This window comes from Marinobacter sp. NSM (assembly GCF_052380025.1).
Taxonomy (GTDB): Bacteria; Pseudomonadota; Gammaproteobacteria; order Pseudomonadales; family Oleiphilaceae; genus Marinobacter.
In genome coordinates, this window is record NZ_JBQTCK010000002.1 from 597,658 (window position 1) to 623,480 (window position 25,823).

The window sequence follows — 25,823 nt, forward strand, 5'->3', positions numbered from 1 at the left end:
CGCAGGTGGATAACCAGCCACACCCGCAAGGGCAAGGCCGGTTATTCACCGGGACGCGGTTTTTTATTTTGAGATTCACCACCAGATTGGAGCGTACCGCCCCATGAGCCCATTACACGTTGTGATCCTGGCGGCCGGCCAGGGCTCCCGAATGAAATCGACGCTACCCAAGGTATTACACCCGGTGGCCGGCAAGGCCATGCTGCATCACGTGATTGATACCGCAAAGCAGCTGGGGGCGGAGAAAATTCACACGGTAATCGGCCACGGTGCAGATCGGGTGCGGGCATCACTGCACGAACCCTCGGTGAACTGGGTGATGCAGACCGAGCAACTGGGTACCGGCCATGCCGTGGCCCAGGCCTTGCCGGATCTGCCGGACGACGCCCGGGTACTGGTGCTCTACGGCGATGTGCCGTTGACCCGCAAAGACACCCTCGACGCCATGGTCAGTGACCTGGACGATGGTAATCTGGCCCTGCTGACTGTGGATATGGACAACCCTCACGGCTATGGCCGGATCGTTCGTAACGCCGAGGGCCAGGTGCAGGCGATTGTGGAGCAGAAAGACGCCACCGCCGAGCAGCAAGATATCCAGGAGGTAAACACCGGTATCCTGGCCGTTTCTGCCCGGCACCTGAAAAGCTGGCTGCCCACGATATCCAACAGCAACGCCCAGGGTGAATACTACCTGACCGACATCATCGCTATGGCTGTTGACCATGGCTTGTCCGTCACGGTGTCTCAGCCCCTGAACCCGTTTGAAGTGCAGGGCGTGAACAACCGCCTGCAACTGGCGGAGCTGGAGCGTTGGTACCAGCGCCAGCAGGCAGAAAGGCTGATGACCGAAGGAGCTACCCTGGCAGACCCTGCCCGGTTGGATGTACGCGGTGAGCTGACCATTGGTAACGACCTGTGGATTGATGTGAACGCGGTGTTTGAAGGCAAAGTCAGCCTTGGCAGCAACGTGGTGATCGGTCCGAACTGTGTGATCAAAGATTCCACCATTGCTGATGGTGCTGAAATCAAAGCCAACAGCGTGCTTGAAGGCGCGATTGTAGGCGCCAATGCCCAGATTGGCCCGTTCGCACGCCTGCGCCCGGGTACCGAACTGGCCGCCAACACCAAGGTGGGCAACTTTGTCGAAACCAAGAAAGCGGTAGTGGGTGAGGGCAGCAAGATCAACCACCTGAGTTACGTGGGCGATGCCTCTCTAGGTCGTAATGTGAATGTGGGTGCAGGCACCATCACCTGCAATTATGATGGGGTGAACAAGTTCAAAACCGAGATAGGCGACGGTGTGTTTGTGGGCTCCAACACCTCGCTGGTTGCACCGGTGACGGTGGCGGCCGAGGCCACCATTGGTGCGGGGTCTACCATCACCCGCAACGTCGCGGAAAGCGAACTGGCCGTGGCCCGGGGCAAGCAACGGAATATCGCGGGCTGGGAACGGCCGAAAAAATCGTAACAACCGAATTAACTGACAGGTGATAACAGCATGTGTGGGATTGTAGGAGCGGTTTCCGAACGGGACGTCCAGGGTATTCTGCTGGAGGGGCTCCGCCGCCTTGAATACCGGGGTTACGACTCGGCCGGTATGGCCGTGATCAACGGCAAGCCGGAAGTGCAGCGTGCCCGGGAAGTTGGCAAGGTTGCCGCCCTGGCCGATGCCATCAGTGCCAATCCCCTGGCCGGGCATCTTGGTATCGCCCATACCCGCTGGGCCACCCACGGTGAGCCGTCCCAGGTGAACGCCCACCCGCACATGTCTGGCGACCGCCTGGCCATCGTCCACAATGGCATCATTGAGAATTATCAGGAACTCCGCGAAGAGTTGAAAGCCGAAGGCTTTGAGTTCACCTCGCAGACCGACACCGAAGTGGTTGCCCATCTGATTGGCAAGAACTACAAGGCCGGCGGCAGGCTTCACGACGCCGTGAAAGCCGCTATCAGCCGCCTGCGCGGTGCCTTTGCCCTGGCGGTTGTCCATGCCGACGAGCCGGACCACCTGGTGGTGTGCCGTGAAGGCAGCCCGCTGGTGGTGGGCGTGGGTATCGGCGAGAACTTCATCGCCTCTGACCAGCTGGCGCTGCTGCCGGTCACCGACCGGTTCATTTTCCTGGAAGAAGGCGACATCGCCGATATCCGCAAGGACAAGATCGAGATTCACGATCGCGAAGGCCAGGCGGTTGAGCGCGCCATCAACCGTTTCGAACACGGTGCCGATTCCGCCGACAAGGGCGAGTACCGCCATTACATGCTTAAGGAAATCTACGAGCAGCCGAAAGTGATCAAGGCCACCATGGAAGGCCGGATTACCGCTACCCGGGTGCTGGAGCAAGCCCTGGGTACCGATGCCGAAAACCTGCTGGAGAACGTGCGCCACGTCCAGATCATCGCCTGTGGAACCTCTTATCATGCCGGCATGGTGGCCCGTTACTGGATTGAAGACCTGGCCGGCGTACCCTGTTCCGTGGAAGTGGCCTCCGAATTCCGCTACCGCAAGCACGTGATCCAGCCCGATACCCTGTTCCTGTGCATTTCCCAGTCCGGTGAAACCGCCGACACCCTGGCCGCCCTGCGCCAGGCCAAGAAAGCCGGGTTCCGGGCCGCATTGGCGATCTGCAACGTACCGGGCAGTTCCCTGGTGCGGGAATCCGACCTGGTGATCATGACCCAGGCCGGCCCTGAAATCGGCGTAGCCTCCACCAAAGCGTTCACCACCCAGCTGACCGCCCTGCTGATCTTCTCCCTGGCCCTGGCCCGCCACAACGGCCTGAATGCCGAGCGGGAAGCCGACATCGTGAAGGCCATTCACCTGTTGCCTGGCCAAGTCAGCGATGTGCTGGCCCTGGATGGTGAAATCGAGGAAATGTCCAAAGCCTTCATGGACAAGAACCACAGTCTTTTCCTGGGCCGGGGTTCCCAGTACCCGGTGGCCATGGAAGGGGCTCTCAAGCTCAAGGAAATTTCCTACATCCACGCCGAAGCTTACCCGGCCGGCGAGCTGAAACACGGCCCGCTGGCCCTGGTAGACAGCGAAATGCCCGTGGTGACCGTGGCCCCCAACAACGACCTGGTGGAAAAGCTGAAGTCCAACCTGGAAGAAGTACGGGCCCGCGGCGGCGAACTGTTTGTATTCGCCGACAAGGCCGCAGATGTGAAGCCGGAGGAGGGCCTGCACGTGATGCAGATCCCCTCGGTACACGAAATCATTGCGCCCATCGTCTACACGGTGCCACTACAGTTGCTGTCCTATCACGTGGCGGTACTCAAGGGCACCGACGTGGATCAGCCGAGGAATCTGGCCAAGAGTGTGACGGTCGAGTAGCCCTGACCGCCTCGCCAATGTAGCTGCCGGTTACCAGCGATAGCTGAGGCTGGCTACTACGCTTCTCTCGGCGCCGTAATAGCACCAGTAGTCACAGCTGGCCACGTATTCACGGTCGGCCAGGTTGCTGACGTTCAACTGGGCTTGCCACTGGGGTGCGAAGGCATACTGGGCCATCAGGTCGAACACGGTGTAGGAGGGCACTTCCGTGTTGCCGTCTTTGGTTTCGCCCACAAACCGGGCGCCGGCGCCGATCTTCAGGCCCGGGGCCAGATCGTTGAAGCTGTAGTCCAGCCACGCCGAGGCCTGGTGGCGTGGAATCAAGGGGGCCTGGCGTTCGCTGCCGGCCGTGGCCTGGTCGCGAACCTTGGCGCTGTTGTAGGTGTAGGCGGCGGTCAGCTCGAGCTGCTCGGTGAGGTAGCTGACACTCTCCAGCTCGAAGCCCTCAGTGGTACGTTCGCGGTCCTGGATCTGGAAGCCACCCTGGCTGGTGCCTAGAGAGTTCTCCTCTTCGATGCGGTACACCGCTGCGGTTACGTAACCGTCCAGATTGCGGGGGGCAATTTTCACGCCCAGCTCAATCTGCTCGCCGGTGCGCGGCTCATACAGATCGCCGTTGCCGTCGGTACCGGCAATGGGTTGGAAGGATTCGGTATAGGATACGTAGGGACTGACGCCGTTTTCGGCCAGGTACATCACACCGCCCGAAAGCGACAGCTGATCATCGTCTGCTTTCTGGCGGGTATTGGCATCGCGGTTGATGTTGTCCACCTTCGCCTGGTCATAGCGTGCGCCGGCCAGGAAGACCCAGCGGTCATCCAGGCGCAGCTGGTGCTGGAGGTAGTAACCGGTCTGCTGCTTGTCGATCTCGGTAACGATCAGATCGGCGGGCGAGACTGGTGTGAAGTTACCGTACTGCGGATTGAAAAGATCAATGGGTCCGCCGAATATTGAGAACCCACCCGCACCGTTCTGTTGTCCCTTGTTATTCAGATCCTGGTAATCGACACCTGCCAGGAACGTATGCTCGGTACGATCGGTGTACCAGTTGCCTACCACACGGTTATCCACCGTCCAGCTGTCGATCTTGCCGTCACGATAGGTGAGGTAACGCTGGCCTTCCCGCGGACCTGTCTGGAAAAAGATGTAGCTGCTGCGCAACAGTAGATCCAGCTCGCTGTAGCGTAAATCCTGTTCGAACCGCCAGATATCGTTGATCTGGTGGCTGAGGGCATAGCCCAGAGAGGTCTGGGTGCGTTCGTTGGTATCGTAACCAGGTTCACTGTAATTGGTGGAGGGATCCACCTTGCCAAACGGCGTGTCCTGCACGGTGCCGTAGGCTAACTTGAACGGGTTGGTCGGGATGGCGTCGTCTTTCTGAAAGCTGGCCAGAACGGTCAAACTGGTGTCTTCGGTGATGTCCCAGGCCAGGCTGGGCGCGATGTAGTAGCGTTCGTTTTCGGTGAAGTCCAGGTCGCCTTCGCCGTCGCGATAAAGGCCCACCAACCGGTAGCGGAGGTTATCGGTTCCAGCGACCGGGCCGGAGGTGTCAACACCAAGCTGGCGGTGCTTGCCGGTACCTGCCTGCACCAGCACCTCGCCTCGCCTGTCATCGGTCGGGCGCTTGCTGATGGCGTTGATCACACCGCCTGGAGGCGCTTCACCGTAAAGGATGGACGCCGGTCCCTTCAGCAGTTCAACCCGCTCCAGGCCGTAGGTCTCAGGCAGCCACTGGTAGAAGCCCTCGCGATAGATTCGCAGGCCGTCCTGGTAGGTGGCCTGGTCAAAGCCGCGGATTTTCAGCCAGTCGGTGTCGTTGTCATCACCGTAGTGACCCGACAACACACCGGCGCGGTACTGGAAGGCCTCATCAAGGGACTGAACGTTACGCTCCCTGAGCTCCTCTTCCTCCACTACCGATGCTGGTCGTGGGGTTTCTACCAGCGGTGTCTCCACCTTGAGTGCTGTGGCCGAGACCACCAGGGCCTCCAGGCTGGCGGGTTCGGCATCCTGCGCCAGAAGCGGGGCCGAGGTGGTTGCCATACCAACGGCCAGGGTCAGGCGTATGGCTTGCGTCAACGGCTTGGTCAGGAAAACGGAGGGCATAACGGCACCTTTGTAACGGCTGTAAGTAACGAGAACGGGGTGAAACATCACCGAAATTCGCCGAATATTATGCCTTAAATAATCTTAATGCAAACCAATATCATTAACGTTTATTGCCGGTTGCCTGGGATGATGGGTTAAATTTTCATGAAACCACCTTATACGACTGAAAATCGGTTAAAATGCCGCCGCCCGTCCAGGGCTAATTAAGTTGTATTACGAAAATTATTGTGAAGCCCGAGCGCATACTCTCTCCTTTTTATTATTAAGACCAAAAGCGGTCTTACGTTTGTACCTTCGGACCATACCCCGGTACGCAAATATCAAGGAAGATGCTGATCCTCCGGCGCACTATTCCAATAACCCGCTTTCTCAGAAGACCATCGCAATGCCCAACACCGTCCTGTCTGGCTTTACCCATAATTTTCTTGGCAAAGCGCCTGTCTGGTACAAACAGGTAATTCTGCTGTTTCTTATTGCCAATCCCATCGTGATGTACGTGTTTGGGCCGGGTGTGACAGGCTGGTTGCTGATTGGTGAGTTCATTTTCACCCTGGCCATGGCGCTGAAGTGTTATCCGCTGTTGCCGGGCGGTTTGCTGGCGGTGGAGGCGTTGCTGATCGGGCTCACTACGGCAGACGCCGTGTATCACGAGGTTCTGGTGAACTTCCCGGTGATTCTGCTGCTGATGTTCATGGTGGCGGGCATCTACTTCATGAAAGACCTGCTGCTGGTGACCTTCACCCAGATTCTGGTGGGGGTTCGCTCCAAGTCGGCTCTGTCGTTGCTGTTCTGCAGTGCGGCCGCCTTGCTGTCAGCGTTTCTGGATGCCTTGACGGTGACCGCCGTTATTATCAGCGTGGCGGTGGGCTTTTTCTCGGTCTACCACAAAGTGGCCTCTGGCAAAGGCTACCAGCAGAAAGACCACAATGCCGGCAGTGATGAAGAAGTGATCGAGCTGCACCGGGAAGACCTGGAAAACTTCCGGGCGTTTCTGCGCAGCCTGTTGATGCACGGTGCCATCGGTACTGCCCTTGGTGGGGTCGCCACCATGGTGGGTGAACCCCAGAACCTGCTGATTGCCAAAGTGGTGGGCTGGGATTTCGTGGGCTTTTTCCTGCACATGGCGCCGGTGAGTATCCCGGTGCTGTTCGCGGGCCTCGCGACTTGTTGGGCGCTGGAGAAACTGCGCTGGTTTGGTTACGGCGGCCGCCTGCCCAAGCCGGTTCGCCAGGTGCTCGAAGAGTTCGCAAAAAATGAGCGGGCCCGCCGCACCAAGGCCGACCAGGCATCCCTGTGGATTCAGGCCATCGCAGCCGCCATTCTGGTTATCGGCCTGGCGTTTCACATTGCGGAAGTGGGCCTGATTGGCCTGCTGGTGATCATCCTGATTACCTCGTTTACAGGCGTCACAGACGAGCACCAGATTGGCAAAGCCTTCCAGGAATCCCTACCGTTCACCTCTCTGCTGGTGGTGTTCTTCGCCGTGGTGGCGGTGATTCATGAGCAGCATCTGTTCAAACCGATCATTGATTACGTGCTCAGCCTGCCGGAGCACCAGCAGCCGGGCATGTTTTTTATCGCCAACGGCCTGTTGTCGATGATCAGTGATAACGTGTTTGTCGCTACGGTCTATATCAGTGAGGTCAAACAGGCGCTGGACGCGGGGGCTATCAGCTACGAGCATTTCCAGACCCTGGCAATGTCCATCAACACCGGCACCAACCTGCCCAGCGTGGCCACCCCTAATGGCCAGGCAGCGTTTCTGTTCCTGCTGACTTCGGCCATTGCACCACTGGTGCGGCTGTCGTACGGGAAAATGGTGATCATGGCGTTTCCTTACACCATCGTGATGGGAGGAGTGGGTCTTTATATGGTTACCCATTCATTCTGAATACACGTTTTTTAGCGTTTGGCCCCACAGTGTTTCGCCTATCTGTTACTCTCTAGGGAAACAGATAACGATAAGCGGTATACATGCGCAGTTGCCAACGTTACTCCACTGATCTGCCTCGTGGCGCCTGGGCGCTGACGGGGCTTTTTGTTGTTTTGATCAGCCTTTTCTATGCCGCCCTGGCGCATGCCGAAGACCAAGGCCCCTACAGCAAGAAGGTTGTCAGGGTGGCCTATGTCGAGTTTCCCCCGATCACTTACCGCAATGCCGAGGGTGAACCAGCCGGCGAGTTTGTTGAGATCACCAAAAAGGTGGCCGCCGAGGCCGGCTATGAGCTGGAGTTTTTTTACCTGCCGGTGGCGAGAACCTACCTCTACCTGAAAGATGGCACCGTTGATCTCTGGCTGGGATTATCCGCCACGCCAGTATTGAAAGATGCGGTTCTGGAAAGCTGGATCAGCCCGATTCCCGTAGAGTTGAGTGCCTGGTATCGCCAAGACACAGAACCGCTTGAACACATGGATCAGTTGCATGGCAGTATGGTGATATTGATCGGTGGCTACACCTATGGTGGCCTTCGGTACTGGTTGGAAGACCAGCCAGACATTCGCATCACCGAGGCGCCTAACCATCGTTCAGCAGTGGACATGCTGAAACGAAAACGGGGTGATTACCTGCTCGATTACCGCCAACCGGTGCGAGAAATCCTGACCCATCCCTCAGATGCCATCATCCGGGAATCGGAAGTGCGAAGCCGCAACAGCGCCTGGATGTTCTCGCTGGCCAGCTCCCGGGCCGCCATTCTTCGGGAGGCGTTTGATGATGCCTATCTGCGGTTGGCCGAGCGTGGTGAAGTGCCGCCGGTGCGCCGGTTCGAGAAAACCTTTGTATTGCCGGGGTTTCCTGACGAGTATCGTTGAGTGATCAGGACGGGACACTAGCTGATGGCCAGCACTCGTATCGCATTTGCCGCTGCGGCCGTCCGGTTTTCCACGCCCATCTTCCGAAAAACCTGTTCCAGGTGTTTGTTCACCGTGCGTGGGCTCATCTCCAGGATCTGACCGATTTCCCGATTGGTTTTGCCGTTGGCAATCCACAACAGCACATCGGATTCTCTGAGTGTGAGTTCAAAGGCCGCTCGTAGTGCCGTCGCCGAACTGTGCGGGTTCTGAGGCGTTTTAATCCGCAGCAGGTATTCTCTCTCATCAATCAGCGCCAGGAACTCGATGGAACGCGGGGTATCCGCAAGCCGGATGGGTAGGGCATGCCTCGGTTCCGGTTGGCGAGTAAGCCAGACTTCAATCTGTTTTCGCAGGGACTCCTGTTCCGGGTCTTCGTTGCCCGGCAGTATTCGGTAAACCTGGGGCGTTCCCCAGAGCAATTCACCGCTGGCATTGACGGAAAACAAATTCTGGCCGGCCCGGTCCAGTGCTGAGCGAGCACTTCGTGTCATGCGTGCGTTCGCCAGATGCACTTGCATACGGGCCAGCAATTCGGTGGTATTGATGGGTTTGGTAATGTAGTCGACTCCGCCGGAACCAAGCCCCATCACTACGTGTTCGGTATCGCTGAGACCGGTCATGAACACGATCGGAATGTCGGCGAACGCCGGATTTTCCTTCAGCCTGCGACAGGTCTCAAAGCCGTCCATGTGGGGCATCAGGGCGTCCATAAGAACGATGTCTGGCACGATGTTCTGACTGATTGTAAGTGCCTGTCCACCTTCCAACGCTACAAGAACCGTCATGCCTGCTTCCTCCAGGGCGTCACTGATCATCCGGATCGAATCGACGGCATCATCCACGACCATGACCACGGTTTTTTTCTGTTCAGGCAGACTCATGTTCGGGTACCTCAAGTAACGCGAGAATTTTCTCAAACTGAAATTCGTTGGTGAGTTTTGTCAGTTCGGTTGTGAAATGGCTGTCGGCTTTACCGCTGTGTTTAAGCTCGTTCAAGGCCTCAAGCAGCCCCTTGCGGTGACCGATTCGGGCCAGCGACATCAGCGCCTGGCATTCCTCGAATCCTGGTAACGTCAGTTCAGCTTGCGCCGGAGGCTCAAGTGCAGCGAGCGGGTCCGGGCTGGGTGTGAAGCGCCATGCTATGTTTAGCACTTTGCCGATAGTATCCAGCAGCAGATTCAGGCGAACCGGCTTGATGATGTAGCCATCATGCAGGTTGGGTGAACCCGGTGAGTGCTGGCCTTCGTTGGCGTCGGCGGAGATCATGATGACTGGCATGTGGTGTTGGGCATCTCTGAGTTGTTGAAGGATCTCCCAACCGTTAAGCCCAGGCATGGATACATCAAGCAGGATCAGATCCGGCCGGTCGCTGCTGACCTGTTGTGAGACCAACAGGGAATTCCCCATGTCGCCAACGTCAAACCCAAGAGGCGACAGCATGGCTCGAATGACCTGGCGGTGGGAAAGGTCATCATCCACGATGAGAACTTTACGCCGGGTGCCGTGGTAGCCGTAGATCCGACGGGCAGGTGCGGTTATGGAGCGGGGAGTAACATCGTGCAGGCTGGATAGCATCAGGCTGACCTTGAAGGTGCTGCCTTTTCCGGGGGTGCTGGTAACCGATATGTCTCCCCCCATGATTTCGGTCAGCAAGCGGGTAATGGTCAGCCCCAACCCTGTTCCTATCCGGCTCTGCCCCGCGGAACGAACCCGCTCGAACGGACGGAAGATCCGTTCGATGTCGGCTTCGGCAATGCCTTCACCGGTATCCTGCACGGTGAATTCTGCCACCTGGCTCCGATAGCGGAGTGTCAGGCACACCCGGCCGTGATCCGTGTATTTGATGGCATTCGACAGCAGATTGATCAGGATCTGGCGTAGACGTTTCTCATCGGCGGTTACCCGCTCAGGAAGTGGCAACGGGCAATGGTATTCAAAGGCCAGTCCTTTTTCTTCGGCCTGCAAACGGAACATCGTGACCAACTGCTCCATCAGAACTTCAATCCGCACCTGGTCCCGGTGCAAGTCCAGCCGTCCGGCCTCGATTTTGGAGATATCCAGCAGACCTTCGATCAGATCGGCAAGGTGTTCGCCGTTACGATGAATCACACCCAGCGCTTCCTTGCGGTGGGCGGGGATGTCGTCGTCGTTCGCCATCAGTTGGGCATAACCCAGAATGGCATTGAGCGGAGAGCGCAACTCATGGCTGATGCCCGTGAGGTAACGGCTTTTCGCCAGGTTGGCCGCATCGGCCTGTTCCTTGGCCTGCTGCAGTGCCTGATCGGTTCTCTCGTGCGCGACAATTTCTTCGGTCAGCAATCGGGTTTGGCGCCGGGATTCCTCTTCTGCGACCACCCGGCTCTCGTGGGCCAGAACGAACAGCCAACAAATCACACCGGTCACGATGACCAGAATGAAAAAGACCTTCCAGAGCGTTACCGACAGCAGGATGCCTTCCGCGCTCGTCGCGACTGGGGTCTTGAAATAGATCAGAGATAGCAGCAGGCCCGACAAGCCGTTGATCAATAGCAACAAACTCAGAAAATGACCGAGGCGTGATCGCAGGCGGACCAGCAGATAATCGGGAACGAATTTGCCCAGGAACAGCTGAAGCTGTTCCTTATAGCCCCCGCCGGGTTTGCAGACATCGTCGCATCGTGCGTCGAGTGAGCAACACAGGGAACAGATGGTGCCCGCGTAAGCGGGGCAGTGGGTTACGTCTTCCGGCTCAAAGCCGTGCTCGCAGATGCTGCACTGCACCAGCTGGTGATCGGTAGCGATCGGTGTGAATGGGCGCGCGGTATAGAAACGGCCGCCGGTTCGCCAGGCAATAACCGGGGCCATGACCAGGGCGACCGCCAGGGCGATGAAATGCGAGAGTGCCTGGGCATAAAGGCCAATCGCGCCGGAGTGGCAGACAACACCTACCAGGGAGGCGGTGATCATCGCCCCGACACCCACCGGATTGATATCGTAAAGGTGTGCCCGTTTGAACTCGATGTGGGCGGGGCTTAGCCCAAGCGGTTTGTTGATCACCAGATCGGCCACCAGAGCACCTACCCAGGCAATGGCGACGATGCCGTAGAACCCCAGCGTCTCTTCCAGTGCCCGGTACACCCCCAGTTCCATCACCAGCAGCGCGATAGCCACATTGAACACCAGCCAGACCACGCGGCCGGGGTGGCTGTGGGTGAGCCGGGAGAAGAAATTCGACCAGGCAATGGAGCCGGCGTAGGCGTTGGTTACGTTGATCTTGATCTGACACAGAATGACGAAAATACCCGCGAACGCCAGGGAGATTTCCGGGGAATGGGTCACGTAACTGAACGCGACCAGGTACATGTGGGTAGGGTCGGCGGCTTCGCTGGCGGGAATGCCCTGATTCAGTGCCAATACGGTCAAAAAAGAGCCTGCCAGGATTTTTATCATCCCGATCACAATCCAGCCAGGACCACCGGCCATCACCGCTATCCACCAGCGGCGTTTATCCTTTGGCGTCTGGGGCTCGGGAATAAAACGCAGGTAATCAACCTGCTCGCCAATCTGGGCAATCAGCGAGAAAACCACGGCGGCGGCAGCGCCAAACATGAGCACATTGAAACCCTGACCTTCCGATACACCGACACCGCCAAACTGGGTCCAGTCACTGACCGATGACGCATCGGCAAAAATGATGAAAATAAAGGGCAACAGTTGCAGCACGATAAAGGCGGGCTGAGTCCAGACCTGGAACCGGCTGATGGTGGTTATGCCATGGGTAACCAAGGGAATGATCACCACCGAACAGATCAGGTAGCCCAGCACCAGAGGAATGCCGAAGAGCATTTCCAGCGCCATGGCCATGATGGCCGCTTCGATGGCAAAAAAGATGAAGGTGAAGCTGGCGTAGATCAACGAGGTAATGGTGGAGCCAATGTAGCCGAAGCCGGCGCCACGGGTGAGCAGGTCAATGTCGACGCCATATCGGGCTGCGTAGTAGCTGATGGGTATGGCGGTCAGAAAGATCACTAGGCTGACCGCCAGGATGGCCGCAACGGCATTGTCGAAGCCGTAGTGCAGTGTAATGGCACCGCCGATCGCTTCCATGGCCAGAAAGGATATGGCACCCAGGGCGGTATGACTGACCCTGGCAGCCGACCAACGGCGGGCACTCTTGGCGGTGAAGCGAAGCGCGTAGTCCTCCAGGGTCTGGTTGGCAACCCACTGGTTGTAACGTCGCCGGACCCGAAAAATATTCTGTCTTGCGGCCATAGTGCCTTGCCTTCTGGTACAGAGCGCGACTTTTTGGTGCAACTACCGGGTTGGCAGCACCGTCTTTGACAGCTGGAACAAGATCCATGCCATGTGATGGTGCGGATAAGGAATCGCGCCTGACATTATTGCTTTCGTATTCGCGTTTTAGCCTGCTGAGCCTGTGACAGGAATGCGTCAAATGACGTAGGCCGCTGGGGTGATTGCCGAATGGGCTCTGTGTCAGTGCCTGAGCAGAATGTGTGTCGTGGGCGCTGTGCTTCGTTTGTTGAAGTGCGGTACCGGCATACCAACACTGCGAGGAATAACCATGGGCACGACAGATTCAACCGCCAACGGGCGGTCATTCGGCAAGGGAACCGGGCTTCGCAAGAAGCTCATGACGCTGGCAGCATCCATGATGCTAGCTACATCGGCACAGGCGGCCACACCCCCCACCTCCGAGGTGAATACCACCGGGCTTGCGGTGACAGACGACACCGTCAAGGTTGGCATACTGCACTCCATCACCGGCACCATGGCGATCAGTGAAATCGGTTCAGTACAGGCCGAGAAACTGGCCATTGAACAGATCAACGCCTCTGGCGGTGTGCTGGGCCGGCAGATCGAGTTCGTGCAGGAAGACGGCGCCAGTGACTGGCCCACCTTCGCGGAGAAATCCCGCAAGCTGCTGCGCCAAGACAATGTCGCGGCCATTTTTGGTGCCTGGACCTCCGCTTCCCGGAAAGCCATCCTGCCGGTAATCGAACAGTTCAATGGCATGCTGTACTACCCCACGTTCTACGAGGGCCTGGAGCAATCACCGAACGTGATCTACACCGGGCAGGAAGCCACTCAGCAAATCCTGGCCAGTATCGATTGGGCGGTTGAAGAGAAGGGCGCCAAAACCTTCTACCTGCTGGGTTCGGACTACATCTGGCCTCGCACCTCCAACAAAATCGCTCGCAAACACATCGACAAGCTGGGATTGAAGGTAGTCGGCGAGGAGTATTACCCGCTGGGTCATACCCAGTTCAACTCGGTCATCAACAAGATCAAGTTGCGTAAGCCCGATGTTATTTTTGCGTCGGTTGTGGGCGGCTCCAACGTTGCCTTCTACAAGCAGATGAAAGCCGCTGGTATTGATTTCACCAAGGAAAGCCCGCTGTTGCTGACCATCTCTGTAACCGAAGACGAAATCCGGGGCATCGGTGGTGAAAACGTGGAGGGCATCTATGCCTCCATGAAGTACTTCCAGAGCCTGGATAACCCCAACAACCAGGAATTTGTGGCCGCGTTCAAAGAAGCCTGGGGTGATGACATGGTCATCGGTGATGTTACCCAGGCTGCCTACCTTGGCCCCTGGCTGTGGAAGATGGCGGTCGAGAAGGCCGGCTCTTTCGATGTCGACAAAGTGCGTGAAGCCTCACCGGGCATTGAGTTCACCAAAGCCCCCGAAGGTTATGTACGTATCCACGAAAACCATCACCTCTGGTCCAAGACCCGTATCGGCAACGCCCAGCGCAATGGCCAGTACAAAGTGGTCTACGAAACAGAAGACCTGATGGAGCCAGATCCTTTCCCGGAAGGTTACCAGTAAGCACGGCTGGCCGGTGCCAAGGGGCGCCGGCCGCCGGTTTTCCAAACGGTTGGGTGCGTTATCTCTAGGGAGTAAGGGTCATGTTTGATGGCTACACCACCAGTGAATTGATGTCGATATTTGCCATGCAGGGGTTCGCCGGGCTGTCCCTGTTCTCAGTGTTCGTGCTGATGGCACTCGGCCTGGCGATCATTTTTGGTCAGATGGGGGTGATCAATATGGCCCACGGGGAGTTCATGATCCTCGGTGCCTATACCACCTACCTGACCTCCAGTGCGTTTCAGAGTTATCTGCCGGGTCTGTTCGGGGGCTATTTTTTCGTCGCCATGCTCTTCGCCTTTCTGGTGTGCGCGGCGCTGGGGGCCTTTATCGAATGGGCCATGGTCAGGCATCTGTACAGGCGGCCGCTGGATACGCTGTTGGCGACCTGGGGCCTGAGCCTGATTCTCCAGCAAGCCTACCGCACGATTTTCGGCGCCAGGGAAGTGGGGGTCACGCTGCCAGACTGGATGATGGGATCAATCCAGGTCACCGACATGGTTGATCTGCCCATCAACGGGCTGTTTGTGATGATCATCGCGCTGTCCATCGCCATAGCCGTTTACTTCCTGATGTACCGGTCCGGTTGGGGCAAAAAGGTTAGGGCCGTGGTCCAGAACCGGCCCATGGCCGAAGCCGTGGGCATCAACAGTGCCGGTGTCGACAGGGCCACGTTTGCCCTGGGCTGCGGGATTGCGGGTATCGCCGGCGCGGCTTTCACCATGATCGGTTCCACCGGTCCGTCCTCCGGCCAGGCCTACATCGTGGACACCTTCCTGGTGGTGGTCTTTGGCGGTGCACAGAGCCTGATTGGAACCATTGTGTCTGCGTTTGGCATCTCCCAGGCCCAGTCCACCCTCGAGTTCTTCCTGAGTGGTTCGATGGCCAAGGTACTTACGCTTCTGGTGGTTGTCGGCATTCTCATGCTGCGCCCGGAAGGACTCATGGCCCTGAAGATTCGTCGCTAGGAGACCGTCATGAAAGACTCACCCGTTGTTAAATGGTTTACCTCCCGAGAGGGGCTGTACTACCTGGCGTTGGCGCTGTTACTGGTGGTTGTTTTGCCGGTCATGCTCGATGCCTTCCGATTGAATATGGTCGGCAAGTACCTGACCTACGCCTTTGTGGCCATTGGCCTGGTGATGTGTTGGGGTAAAGCAGGCATTCTCAGCCTGGGACAGGGCGTTTTTTTCGGGCTTGGCGGCTACTGCATGGCGATGTACCTCAAGCTTGAGGCCTCAACGCCGGAAGCAACGGCCATACAGTCAACGCCCGGCATCCCGGACTTCATGGACTGGAACCAGATTACCGCTTTGCCCTGGTTCTGGGAGCCGTTCAACAGTTTTGCCTTCACCCTGATTGCCGTGATCGGTGTGCCGGTTCTGCTGGCCTTCATTATCGGCGTTGCCATGTTCACCCGGCGTGTGGGCGGGGTCTACTTTGCCATCATCACCCAGGCCATCGCGGCCATCCTGACCATCCTGATCATTGGTCAGCAGGGTTACACCGGCGGCATCAACGGCATCACCGACCTGAGAACCCTGATGGGTTGGGACATACGCACCGATGAAGCAAAAACGGCCCTCTACTTCGTAACGGTTGCGCTGTTGTTCGTCTGTCTGTTCGCTGCCCGCCTGATCCAGAAGCGCAAACTCGGGCGAATCCTGGTGGCGATGAGTACCCAGGAAAATCGCGTCAGATTTTCCGGCTACGACGTTGCCGCCTTCAAAATCTTCGTGTTTTGCCTGGCGGCGGCTTTTGCCGGCATCGGCGGCGCGCTGTTTACCTTGAGCGTCGGCTTCATGTCGCCCTCGTTCATCGGCATCGTGGCATCCATCGAGATGGTGATCTTCTGCGCACTGGGTGGCCGTCTATCCATCCTTGGTGCGGTCTACGGCGCACTGCTGGTGAATGCCGCCAAGAGCGGTTTTTCCGAATCCTTCCCGGAGCTCTGGCCCTTCGCCATGGGTGCGCTGTTCATCGGTGTTGTTCTGGCCTTCCCGAACGGCCTCGCCGGTCTTTATCAGACCTATGTCATGCCCCTGGAAGACCGGTTGTTTCGGCGAAAGCGAGGCTCTGTTGAGGGCCGAAACGTCGCTGCAACCGCGCCCGCCAACATCAAGGATCTGGAGGATAAGGCCAGTAATTACGACTCGATGATTGACCAGTACAGCCCGGAGAAATCCTGATGAAAGCAGCCAAAAGCAAAAGTAAGGACTTTTTGTTGGCGGTAGAGGGACTGACGGTATCGTTCGACGGCTTTAAAGCGGTAGACGACCTGTCCTTCTACCTGGACCCAAACGAAATCCGGGTGATCATCGGCCCCAATGGCGCCGGTAAAACCACGGTGCTGGACCTGATCTGCGGGAAAACCCGGGCCACGTCAGGCTCCATTCGCTTCCAGGGGCGGGAGCTGACAAAGATGAAAGAGCACCAGATTGTGCATTCTGGGGTTGGGCGTAAATTCCAGACCCCCTCGGTGTTCGAGGACCTCACCGTGTTCGAGAATCTCGAAGTGTCTTATCCGCAGGGCCACTCGGTGATGGGCGCCCTGGCGTTCAAGCGGGATCTTGCGGTGGTAGAGGAAATTGAAGCGGTTGCCCGGACCATTTTTCTTGAAGACATGCTTGAGCAGCCGGCGTCTCTGCTCAGTCATGGTCAGAAGCAGTGGCTTGAAATCGGCATGCTGCTGATTCAGAAGCCGAAGCTGATCATGTTGGATGAACCCGTAGCGGGCATGTCGGTGGTGGAGCGCAAGAAAACTGCCGAATTACTGAAAGTGATTACCCATGAACACACGGTTCTGGTGATCGAACACGATATGCAGTTTGTGGGTGACATTGCTGACCGGGTAACGGTGATGCACCAGGGCAAGGTGTTGTCGGAGGGGTCCATCGAGCACGTGAAGTCGGACCCGAAAGTCATCGAAGTCTACCTGGGGCATTGATCATGCTGAGCGTCAAACAACATTCGGTGGCCTACGGCCAGAGCAACATCATTGAGAACCTAGACCTTGAGATTGGCAGGAATGAGATCGTTGCCGTGGTTGGCCGCAATGGTATGGGCAAGACCACGTTGATGAAGTCCCTGGTGGGTATGACGCCGACCAGAGGTGGGCAGCTCCAGCTGGATGGTGCGGATCTTTCCAACCTTAAGAGTTTCCAGCGGGTGAGGGCAGGGATCGGCTTTGTACCCCAGGGCCGGATGATTTTTCCGACTCTGACCGTGAAGGAGAACATTGAGACCGGCCTGGCTGCTGTCGGGGAGAAGAAGATCCCCGAGGATCTTTACGAGCTGTTTCCGGTGCTGAAGGAAATGCTGCATCGCCGGGGTGGCAACCTGTCTGGTGGACAGCAGCAACAGCTGGCGATCGCCCGGGCGCTGGCCACCCGGCCCAAGGTGTTGCTGCTGGATGAACCAACCGAGGGTATTCAGCCCAACATCATCAAGGACATTGCCAAGACTCTTCGGCGGATTCGCGATGAGCGAGGGTTGTCGATTGTGGTGTCGGAGCAGGTGTTGAGTTTTGTGATGGATGCGGCGGACCGGATTCTGGTGATCGAGAAGGGGGAGATTGTTCACGAGGAGCTTCGGGAGGAGGCGGATCAGGACAAGATTGCCAGTTATCTGGCCGTTTAATTCTGGGGTTTGGTGCAAGCCGCTGAGGCGGGGGCAGCCTTCCGAAACACGCCGTGAATACGTCCATGTAGGCTCGGATGCGCCATCCCTGGCGCATACGGTTTCGGAAGGCTGCCCCCGCCCCATCGGCCCGGACATGGGTGACAACCGCTATGCGGTGAGGAGCAAGCAGAATGAGACACGGTGATATTTCCAGCAGTAACGATACCGTCGGTGTGGCGGTGGTGAACTACAAGATGCCTCGGCTGCACAGCAAGGCCGAGGTGCTGGACAACGCGCGTAAGATTGCGGACATGATCAAAGGTATGAAGGTGGGGCTGCCGGGGATGGATCTGGTGGTGTTTCCGGAATACAGCACCATGGGGATCATGTACGACAACGACGAGATGATGGACACCGCTGCAGCCATCCCAGGTGACGAGACGGCGATTTTCTCGGCGGCGTGTCGTGAGGCCAATACCTGGGGGGTGTTTTCCCTGACCGGGGAGCGGCATGAGGATCACCCCAACAAGGCGCCTTACAACACGCTGGTGTTGATCAACAATGAAGGCGAGATTGTTCAGAAGTACCGCAAGTGCATTCCCTGGTGTCCGATTGAGGGCTGGTACCCTGGCGACACCACCTATGTGACTGAGGGGCCCAAGGGGATGAAGATCAGTATGATCATCTGTGACGATGGCAACTATCCGGAGATCTGGCGGGATTGTGCCATGAAGGGTGCGGAGCTGATTGTGCGCTGCCAGGGCTATATGTACCCGGCCAAGGAGCAGCAGATCATGATGGCCAAGAGCATGGCCTGGGCCAATAACTGCTATGTGGCTGTGGCCAACGCCAGTGGTTTTGATGGTGTGTATTCCTACTTTGGCCATTCCGCGATCATCGGGTTTGATGGCCGTACTCTTGGCGAGTGCGGTGAGGAAGACATGGGCATTCAGTATGCCCAGCTCTCGGTCAGTCAGATTCGCGATGCCCGCCAGAACGATCAGTCCCAGAACCATCTGTTCAAGCTGCTGCATCGGGGTTACACCGGCGTGCATGCCTCCGGCGATGGCGACAAGGGCATTGCCGATTGCCCGTTTGAGTTTTACCGCACCTGGGTGATGGATGCGCAGAAGGCGCAGGAGAATGTCGAAGCCATGACCCGCAAAACCGTGGGCACGGCTGAGTGCCCGGTGGGCGAGCTGCCGTTTGACGGCAAGGAAAAATCCGCAGGGGCTTAAGCCCGGGAGGCACATATGCCGTTTATCAACGAACGGCTGGAAGCCAACCGGGAGACCAACGACAAGAACCGGGCCGCTTCAGGCCCGGTTCGTGCTTCCCGGTTTCGCTTCGAGCCTGAGGTTGTGATGGCCCGTTTGCGAGCAAACATTGTGGGCCAGGATGAGGCGCTCACGGCGATGGAGTCGATGCTGGTGCGGGTAAAAGCCGACATCGGTGAGGACAACCGGCCGCTGGCGGTGCACCTGTTTCTTGGCCCGACCGGTGTGGGCAAAACCGAAACCGTAAGGCTGATTGCCGAGGCCATTCATGGCCACCGCGATGGCCTGTGCCGCATCGATATGAATACCCTGGCACAGGAACATTATTCGGCGGCGCTCACCGGCGCACCGCCAGGTTACGTGGGCAGCAAGGAAGGCCATAGCCTGTTCGATCTGGACAAGGTTCAGGGCTCGTTCAGCAAGCCCGGCATCGTGTTGTTCGACGAGATTGAAAAGGCCAGCAAGGAAGTAGTCCGTACCCTGTTGAATGTGCTGGATACTGGCCGGTTGGTATTCCCCTCCGGCAATCGGGAAATCGACTTCCGCAATACCCTGATCTTCATGACCAGTAACGCCGGCGCATTGGATGCGGAGGCTCACCATCACCGCTATCAGCGAGGCTGGCGCCGATGGCTGGGGCTGTCACCCGGCTCTGGCGAAACCATTCGGGATGCTGCGCTTCGGCGCCATTTTGATCCGGAGTTTCTTAACCGGATTGATCAGATCCTGAACTACAACACCCTCACCGACAACTGGCTGGACGCGCTGCTGGATATCGAGTTGGCGGGGCTGAACAAGCGCCTGGCCCGCAAAAATGCAGAACTGACTCTGTCCGAGAATCTGCGCCGGGAGCTCTGCCGAGGCTACGACAGCCGTTATGGCGCACGGGAGATGTTACGGGCATTTCGCCAGCGTCTGGAGCCGGCGGTTGCGCGGGCGTTGCTGGCCCATCCTGAGGCGGAGCAGTTCGCCGCAGACATTGAAAACGGCGAGATAAAGGTTCGCCAATACGTCGAATGACGTAGGCGCCGGGGGTATTTGGCGAATACCCCCGGCATGCCGTGCAGCCGATAGTAGAGGCGTTATTCAAACAGACAAGCCAATGTACAGGAGCGCCCGCTATGGCTGAAACCATCATCAAGATCGATCTGAATAAATCGGCCTACGAGAACGACAAAGTCCACAACCGCTGGCACCCGGATATTCCGTTGGTGGCCACCGTTAAACCCGGTGACGATTTTATCGTGGAGTGTTACGACTGGACCGGCGGCCAGATCAAGAACAACGACAGCGCCGACGACGTGCGTGATGTAGACCTCAGCCAGGTGCATTTCCTGTCGGGCCCCATTGGCGTCGAAGGCGCAGAGCCGGGTGACCTGCTGGAAGTCGACATTCTGGACATAGGTACGTTTGAGGAGAGCCAGTGGGGCTTCAACGGTTTCTTCTCCAAGCAGAACGGCGGTGGCTTTCTGACGGAACATTTCCCCGAAGCCCAGAAATCAATCTGGGACTTCAACGGCATGTTCACCAAGTCACGGCACATTCCTAACGTGGAGTTTGCCGGGTTGATACATCCAGGGCTGATTGGTTGCCTGCCTTCCAAGGAACTTCTGGATACATGGAATAAGCGGGAAGCGGGCCTGGTAGCAACGGACCCTGACCGTGTGCCGGAGTTGGCTACTCTGCCTAACGGTGAAACGGCCCACATGGGCCAGATGAGAGGGGACGAGGCCAAGGCGGCTGGCGCTGAGGCCGCGCGAACCGTGCCACCGAGGGAGCATGGCGGCAACTGCGACATCAAGGATCTTTCCCGTGGCTCCAAAGTGTATTTCCCGGTTTACGTAGACGGCGCGGGACTGTCTGTGGGCGACCTGCACTTCAGCCAGGGGGATGGTGAGATTACGTTCTGTGGGGCCATCGAAATGGCCGGCTGGATCCACTTGCGGGTGAACCTGATCAAAGACGGCGTGCGAAAATACGGCATCAAGAACCCGGTGTTCAAGCCCAGCCCCATCAAGCCCCGCTACGACGATTATGTGATCTTTGAGGGCATCTCGGTGGATGAAGAGGGCGGCCAGCACTATCTGGACGTGCATGTGGCCTATCGCCAGGCCTGCCTGAATGCCATCGAATACATGACCAAGTTCGGCTACAGCAAGGCACAGGCTTACGCGATCCTTGGGTGTGCGCCGGTGGAGGGGCATATCAGCGGTGTGGTTGATATTCCCAACGCCTGTGCAACGCTCTGGCTGCCAACCGGCATCTTTGATTTCGACATCAACCCGTCAGCGGATGGCCCACAGAAGAAAGTCAGTGGCGGCATGGACGTGCCTCTGTCGAAAGACAAGGAGTAACCAACATGCCTGTGTATGACTACAAATGTCGGGAACACGGGTTGTTCCACCAGCTGGCCACCATGGAAGACTGTGCCAAGCCGGCGGAGTGCCCGACCTGTCAGGCGCTGTCACCCCGAGTCATATTGCTGCCCCCGGAGATTGCCGCCATGGACCCGGCCAAACGATCGGCTCAGGACCGGAACGAGCGCTCGAAACACGAACCAATGTTTTCGACTGCCGATCGCAGGGCACACGACAAGGAACACAGCCGAAGTTGTGGTTGTGGCTCACCGAAGCCGGGCAAATCCATGCTGTTCTACACCGCGGACGGTAAGAAAATGTTTCCCTCAATGCGGCCGTGGATGATCAGCCACTGACAACCGGTTCGACGTTTCACGTGTTTGGCCCCGATACGGGGCCTTTTTTCGATCCACAATTCAGGGCTGCTCAAGCACCAGATCCCGATACCACGCTGTTGCCCGTTCACCGGTATTATCCGCATCTGACATAATGGCCACGCCAACAATGCGCGGGGGGTTCTCCCCGAACGCTTCCCGGTAATCCGCCACAATATCCCGCTCCACGGTGACCCACTCACCGGTTTGCTCCGGGCCGGAATTGACCGCCACCATCATGGTCTGGTCGGTGAAGGCATTGGCGACAATGGATTGCTCTGGTAGCCGGTTGGCCCAGATGTAGTTCAGGGCATTACCCGGCAGGGACTCGCCAAACATGACCTCCACGGTTTTGCGCTTGGCCCGTTCAAAGAAGCCTGCTTTGTCGGGCTGAAATTCAAAGGCCACGTAGATTCGCGCCGGGTAGTCGTCGCCGGACTTTTTCCGGGCATCACCCTGGTCGAACACATTGGACACCTTCCATTGCCAGCGCAGAATCAGCGATTCGCCGGGTTCTAACGACAATCGGGCAATCAGGCCGGAGGCGCTGTTATCAGCAGTCGCCTTGACCACCTGAACACCGTCGTCCGTGACCAGCTCGTAGCGCGTGTGCCGGTCGATTCTGGGAAATTCCAGAGGTTCCCAACCATCAGATAATGAACTCATGGTGGAGAAGGGTTGCAGTAAAGGCGCTTGTGCCATCATCGCCGGGCTGACCAATAGCAGAGCCAACACCCATGCAGTGCCTGCCAGTGATGAACGCTTCATAGACTTGTCCTTTTGTTTTCGGGCCACTGTAGTGGCAGACAGCGGGCCTGCAATAAAGTGCCTTGTCAGTGGCTATTAGTCCGTATATAGTGACCAAATCCTTGGTTGACTACCATATGTTGTGATCATTCTCTGATCACTTCACTCGTAAAGGTAGTCGGGAATCCGGTGAGAATCCGGAACTGACGCGCAGCGGTATTGGGGAACGAGCGTGGCATCAAGACACTGGCAAGCGCCGGGAAGTCGCCACGCAAGGCCGAACCAACAGGTTCACGCCCCTGAGTCCGAAGACCTGCCAGGGATAGACACTGCACCTTCGCGTTTCAAGGTGAGCAGGTAAGGATTATTGGCCACGGACGACACGGATACCCACGGACTACAAATATTCAAAAGATGGCAGCCCCATTTTTTGTCCGTGAAAGTCCGTGTCGTCCGTGGCCAGAGTGCCTTTTCTCCTGTGAACGCGAAGGTTGCACTAACAACGCGTGCACAAGGAGAAGCCCCATGTCTGCCACCGCTCTGGCCGAAGCCCCGGCCGCCGATACCCAATCCCTTCAAGTTATTAAACGCAACGGCACCCTGGTTGGATTCAATCCCGCCAAAATTGGTGTGGCTGTGACCAAAGCGTTCCTGGCCGTGGAAGGCGACAAAGCCGCCGGTTCGGCCCGCATCAACGATGCCGTGCACCGGGTAACCGAACAGGTGGTGCAAGCCATCAGCCGGCGCCTGAAAGCCGGTGGCAAAGTGCATATTGAAGACATCCAGGACCAGGTGGAACTGGCCCTGATGCGTGCCGAAGAGCAAAAGGTGGCCCGGGCTTACGTGCTCTACCGGGAAGAGCACGCCCGCAAGCGCGCCATCGAAGAGCCCATGGAAGCGCACCCGCACCTGACCGTGAAAAAAGCCGACGGCAGCGTGGCGCCGCTGGACCTGGGCCTGATGAAGCTGCAGGTAGAACAGGCCGCCACCGGCCTGGACGGCATTGACGGCGAATCCCTGGTCGACGAAGCCCTGCGCAACCTGTACGACGGCATTGCAGAAACCGAAGTGCTCTCTGCCCTGGTGATGACCGCCCGTGGCCGTATCGAGCAGGAACCGGACTACAGCGCCGTCACCGCCCGCCTGTTGCTGGAGCAGCTGCGCCTGGAAGCCGCCGAGGCCCTGGACTTGCCCCGCAACCAGCCGCTGGCAGAGGTTTATCCACAGGCCCTGAGCGCGTTCATCCACGCCGGTATCCGCTACGAATTGCTGGACGAAGCCCTGGCCGCTTTTGACCTGGAACGCCTGGGTGCGGCGATCATCCCCGAGCGCGACCACCAGTTCGGTTTCCTCGGCCTGCAAACACTTTACGACCGCTACTTCCTGCACTGGAACAAGGCGCGCCTGGAACTGCCCCAGGTATTCTTCATGCGCGTCGCCATGGGCCTGGCCCTGCGGGAAGACGACCCCAATGCCCGCGCCATCGAATTCTACAACCTGTTGTCATCTTTCGATTACATGGCCAGCACACCCACGCTGTTCAACAGTGGCACCCGCCATTCCCAGTTGTCGTCCTGTTACCTGACCACCGTCGGCGATGACCTGGAAGGCATTTACGGTGCCATCAGAGACAACGCCCTGTTGAGTAAATGGGCTGGCGGCCTGGGCAACGACTGGACCCCGGTGCGGGCATTGGGCTCCCACATCAAAGGCACCAACGGCCAGAGCCAGGGCGTAGTGCCCTTCCTGAAAGTGGTCAACGACACCGCCGTGGCGGTGAACCAGGGCGGCAAGCGCAAAGGCGCCGTGTGTGCCTACCTGGAAAGCTGGCACCTGGACATCGAAGAATTCCTGGAGTTGCGCAAAAACACCGGCGACGAACGCCGCCGCACCCACGACATGAACACCGCCAACTGGGTGCCGGATTTGCTGATTGAACGCATGCGCGAAGACCGGGACTGGACCCTGTTTTCCCCCAGCGATGCGCCAGACCTGCACGACCTTTACGGCAACGCCTTCCGGGAACGCTACGAGCATTACGAAGCGCTGGCGGAGCAGGGCAAGATCAAACTGTTCAAAAAACTCCCCGCCAAACAGCTGTGGCGCAAAATGCTCACCGTGCTGTTTGAAACCGGCCACCCCTGGATCACCTTCAAAGACCCGTGCAACCTGCGCTCACCGCAGCAGCACCAGGGCGTGGTGCACAGCTCCAACCTGTGTACTGAAATCACCCTGAACACCAGCGCCGACGAAATCGCGGTATGCAACCTGGGCTCGGTCAACCTGGCTGCCCACATTCACAACGGTGAGCTGGACGTACAACGCCTTGAACGCACCGTGACCACCGCCGTGCGCATGCTCGACAACGTCATCGACATCAACTTCTACGCCGTACCCCAGGCGAAGAACTCGAACCTCAAACACCGCCCCGTGGGCCTGGGCCTGATGGGCTTCCAGGATGCCCTCTACCAACTGGGCCTGCCCTACACCAGCCCGGAAGCGGTCGAGTTTGCCGATGTGGCCATGGAACAACTCAGCTACTTCGCCATCCGCGCCTCCGCCACCCTGGCCGGCGAACGGGGTGCCTATGAAACTTACGAAGGCTCCCTCTGGCAGCAAGGCATCCTGCCCATCGATTCCATCAACCTGTTAAAGGAGAACCGCCGGGAAGGGGACCTGTCGCTCAACACCAACAGCCGCCTGGACTGGACCCCGGTGCGCGAGCTGATTGCCAAACACGGCATGCGCAACAGCAACGTCATGGCCATCGCCCCCACCGCCACCATCTCCAACATCGTCGGTGTGTCTCAGTCCATTGAACCGGCGTACCAGAACCTGTTCGTGAAATCGAACCTCTCTGGCGAATTCACCGTGGTCAATCCCTCCCTGGTGCGCGACCTCAAAGCCGAAGGCCTGTGGGACAACGTCATGGTCAACGACCTCAAATACTTCGACGGCAGCGTGCAACAGATCGACCGCATCCCACCGGTACTGAAAGCCCGCTACGCCACCGCCTTCGAAATCGACCCAAGATGGCTGGTAGAAGCCGCCGCAAGACGCCAGAAATGGCTCGACCAGGCCCAGAGCCTGAACCTGTACATGGCCGAACCCAGCGGCAAGAAACTGGATGCTCTGTACCAGTTGGCCTGGGAGCGCGGGTTGAAAACCACCTACTACCTGCGCTCCCTGGGTGCTACCGGCGCCGAAAAAAGCGCCCCGGTGGCTGCACCCCAGCCGCAAGTGTGCAGCATCGACGAGCCAGACTGCGAAGCCTGTCAGTAACTA

At 58.0% G+C, this 25,823-nt stretch carries 18 protein-coding genes and 1 riboswitch; of the genes, 14 read left to right on the forward strand and 4 right to left on the reverse strand.

The features are described 5' to 3' along the window. Positions 1 to 103: 103 nt before the first annotated feature. Positions 104 to 1,468 carry a bifunctional UDP-N-acetylglucosamine diphosphorylase/glucosamine-1-phosphate N-acetyltransferase GlmU gene (gene glmU / locus ACTZWX_RS06790; protein ID WP_444713269.1) on the forward strand — a complete coding sequence of 455 codons (1,365 nt, stop codon included), beginning with the start codon at positions 104 to 106 and terminating at the stop codon, positions 1,466 to 1,468. 30 nt (positions 1,469 to 1,498) lie between these two features. Beyond that, a complete protein-coding gene (gene glmS, locus ACTZWX_RS06795; RefSeq protein WP_444713270.1) occupies positions 1,499 to 3,331 on the forward strand; it encodes a glutamine--fructose-6-phosphate transaminase (isomerizing) in 1,833 nt (610 codons plus the stop codon). A gap of 30 nt (positions 3,332 to 3,361) precedes the next feature. Here glmS and ACTZWX_RS06800 read toward each other — a convergent pair whose 3' ends face one another. Next, complete coding sequence (locus ACTZWX_RS06800; protein ID WP_444713271.1) at positions 3,362 to 5,437, reverse strand: TonB-dependent siderophore receptor; 2,076 nt, start codon at positions 5,435 to 5,437, stop codon at positions 3,362 to 3,364. 388 nt (positions 5,438 to 5,825) lie between these two features. Here ACTZWX_RS06800 and nhaB point away from each other — a divergent pair, with 388 nt between their 5' ends. Together nhaB and ACTZWX_RS06810 are read left to right on the forward strand one after the other, a co-directional pair. Next, positions 5,826 to 7,331, forward strand: coding sequence for a sodium/proton antiporter NhaB (gene nhaB, locus ACTZWX_RS06805; protein ID WP_444713272.1), 1,506 nt, complete (start codon positions 5,826 to 5,828; stop codon positions 7,329 to 7,331). An 83-nt stretch (positions 7,332 to 7,414) separates the two neighbouring features. Next, positions 7,415 to 8,251: a substrate-binding periplasmic protein gene (locus ACTZWX_RS06810; protein ID WP_444713273.1), complete on the forward strand. Its 837-nt coding sequence runs from the start codon at positions 7,415 to 7,417 to the stop codon at positions 8,249 to 8,251. 17 nt (positions 8,252 to 8,268) lie between these two features. On the opposite strand, the gene ACTZWX_RS06815 is transcribed toward ACTZWX_RS06810, so the two are convergent. Both ACTZWX_RS06815 and ACTZWX_RS06820 read right to left on the reverse strand, forming a co-directional pair. Then, positions 8,269 to 9,174, reverse strand: a complete 906-nt coding sequence (locus ACTZWX_RS06815) for a response regulator (RefSeq protein ID WP_444713274.1) — start codon at positions 9,172 to 9,174, stop codon at positions 8,269 to 8,271. Continuing rightward, positions 9,161 to 12,544, reverse strand: coding sequence for a hybrid sensor histidine kinase/response regulator (locus ACTZWX_RS06820; protein WP_444713275.1), 3,384 nt, complete (start codon positions 12,542 to 12,544; stop codon positions 9,161 to 9,163). Before ACTZWX_RS06820 ends, ACTZWX_RS06815 begins: the two co-directional genes overlap by 14 nt. 310 nt (positions 12,545 to 12,854) lie before the next feature. Between ACTZWX_RS06820 and urtA the strand changes: the two genes are divergently transcribed. From urtA to ACTZWX_RS06865, 9 genes are all read left to right on the forward strand, one after another. Further along, on the forward strand, positions 12,855 to 14,123 hold the full coding sequence (urtA, locus tag ACTZWX_RS06825; RefSeq protein WP_106694616.1) for an urea ABC transporter substrate-binding protein: 1,269 nt from the start codon (positions 12,855 to 12,857) through the stop codon (positions 14,121 to 14,123). Between the two features lie 80 nt (positions 14,124 to 14,203). Beyond that, positions 14,204 to 15,130: an urea ABC transporter permease subunit UrtB gene (gene urtB / locus ACTZWX_RS06830; RefSeq protein WP_058090885.1), complete on the forward strand. Its 927-nt coding sequence runs from the start codon at positions 14,204 to 14,206 to the stop codon at positions 15,128 to 15,130. A gap of 9 nt (positions 15,131 to 15,139) precedes the next feature. Beyond that, positions 15,140 to 16,351 carry an urea ABC transporter permease subunit UrtC gene (gene urtC / locus ACTZWX_RS06835; protein ID WP_444713276.1) on the forward strand — a complete coding sequence of 404 codons (1,212 nt, stop codon included), beginning with the start codon at positions 15,140 to 15,142 and terminating at the stop codon, positions 16,349 to 16,351. Beyond that, the gene (gene urtD, locus ACTZWX_RS06840; RefSeq protein WP_068351485.1) at positions 16,351 to 17,109 is read left to right on the forward strand and encodes an urea ABC transporter ATP-binding protein UrtD; all 759 of its coding nucleotides are present in this window, start codon (positions 16,351 to 16,353) and stop codon (positions 17,107 to 17,109) included. Before urtC ends, urtD begins: the two co-directional genes overlap by 1 nt. A 2-nt stretch (positions 17,110 to 17,111) precedes the next feature. Next, positions 17,112 to 17,801 (forward strand): urea ABC transporter ATP-binding subunit UrtE, encoded by a 690-nt coding sequence (gene urtE / locus ACTZWX_RS06845; RefSeq protein ID WP_444713277.1) that lies wholly within the window; start codon positions 17,112 to 17,114, stop codon positions 17,799 to 17,801. A gap of 173 nt (positions 17,802 to 17,974) precedes the next feature. Further along, complete coding sequence (locus tag ACTZWX_RS06850; RefSeq protein WP_444713278.1) at positions 17,975 to 19,021, forward strand: aliphatic amidase; 1,047 nt, start codon at positions 17,975 to 17,977, stop codon at positions 19,019 to 19,021. A 15-nt stretch (positions 19,022 to 19,036) separates the two neighbouring features. Further along, entirely contained in the window at positions 19,037 to 20,080 is a 1,044-nt protein-coding gene (locus ACTZWX_RS06855; RefSeq protein WP_444713279.1) for an AAA family ATPase, read from the forward strand. A gap of 101 nt (positions 20,081 to 20,181) precedes the next feature. Continuing rightward, positions 20,182 to 21,414, forward strand: coding sequence for a formamidase (fmdA, locus tag ACTZWX_RS06860; RefSeq protein WP_444713280.1), 1,233 nt, complete (start codon positions 20,182 to 20,184; stop codon positions 21,412 to 21,414). Between the two features lie 5 nt (positions 21,415 to 21,419). Next, positions 21,420 to 21,773 (forward strand): FmdB family zinc ribbon protein, encoded by a 354-nt coding sequence (locus ACTZWX_RS06865; RefSeq protein WP_444713281.1) that lies wholly within the window; start codon positions 21,420 to 21,422, stop codon positions 21,771 to 21,773. 60 nt (positions 21,774 to 21,833) lie between these two features. On the opposite strand, the gene ACTZWX_RS06870 is transcribed toward ACTZWX_RS06865, so the two are convergent. Next, positions 21,834 to 22,496, reverse strand: a complete 663-nt coding sequence (locus ACTZWX_RS06870) for a DUF3047 domain-containing protein (RefSeq protein ID WP_416376927.1) — start codon at positions 22,494 to 22,496, stop codon at positions 21,834 to 21,836. Between the two features lie 179 nt (positions 22,497 to 22,675). Beyond that, positions 22,676 to 22,873, forward strand: a riboswitch (cobalamin riboswitch). 190 nt (positions 22,874 to 23,063) lie between these two features. Here ACTZWX_RS06870 and ACTZWX_RS06875 point away from each other — a divergent pair. After that, on the forward strand, positions 23,064 to 25,820 hold the full coding sequence (locus tag ACTZWX_RS06875; RefSeq protein WP_444713282.1) for a ribonucleoside-diphosphate reductase subunit alpha: 2,757 nt from the start codon (positions 23,064 to 23,066) through the stop codon (positions 25,818 to 25,820). The last annotated feature ends 3 nt before the right edge of the window (positions 25,821 to 25,823 follow it).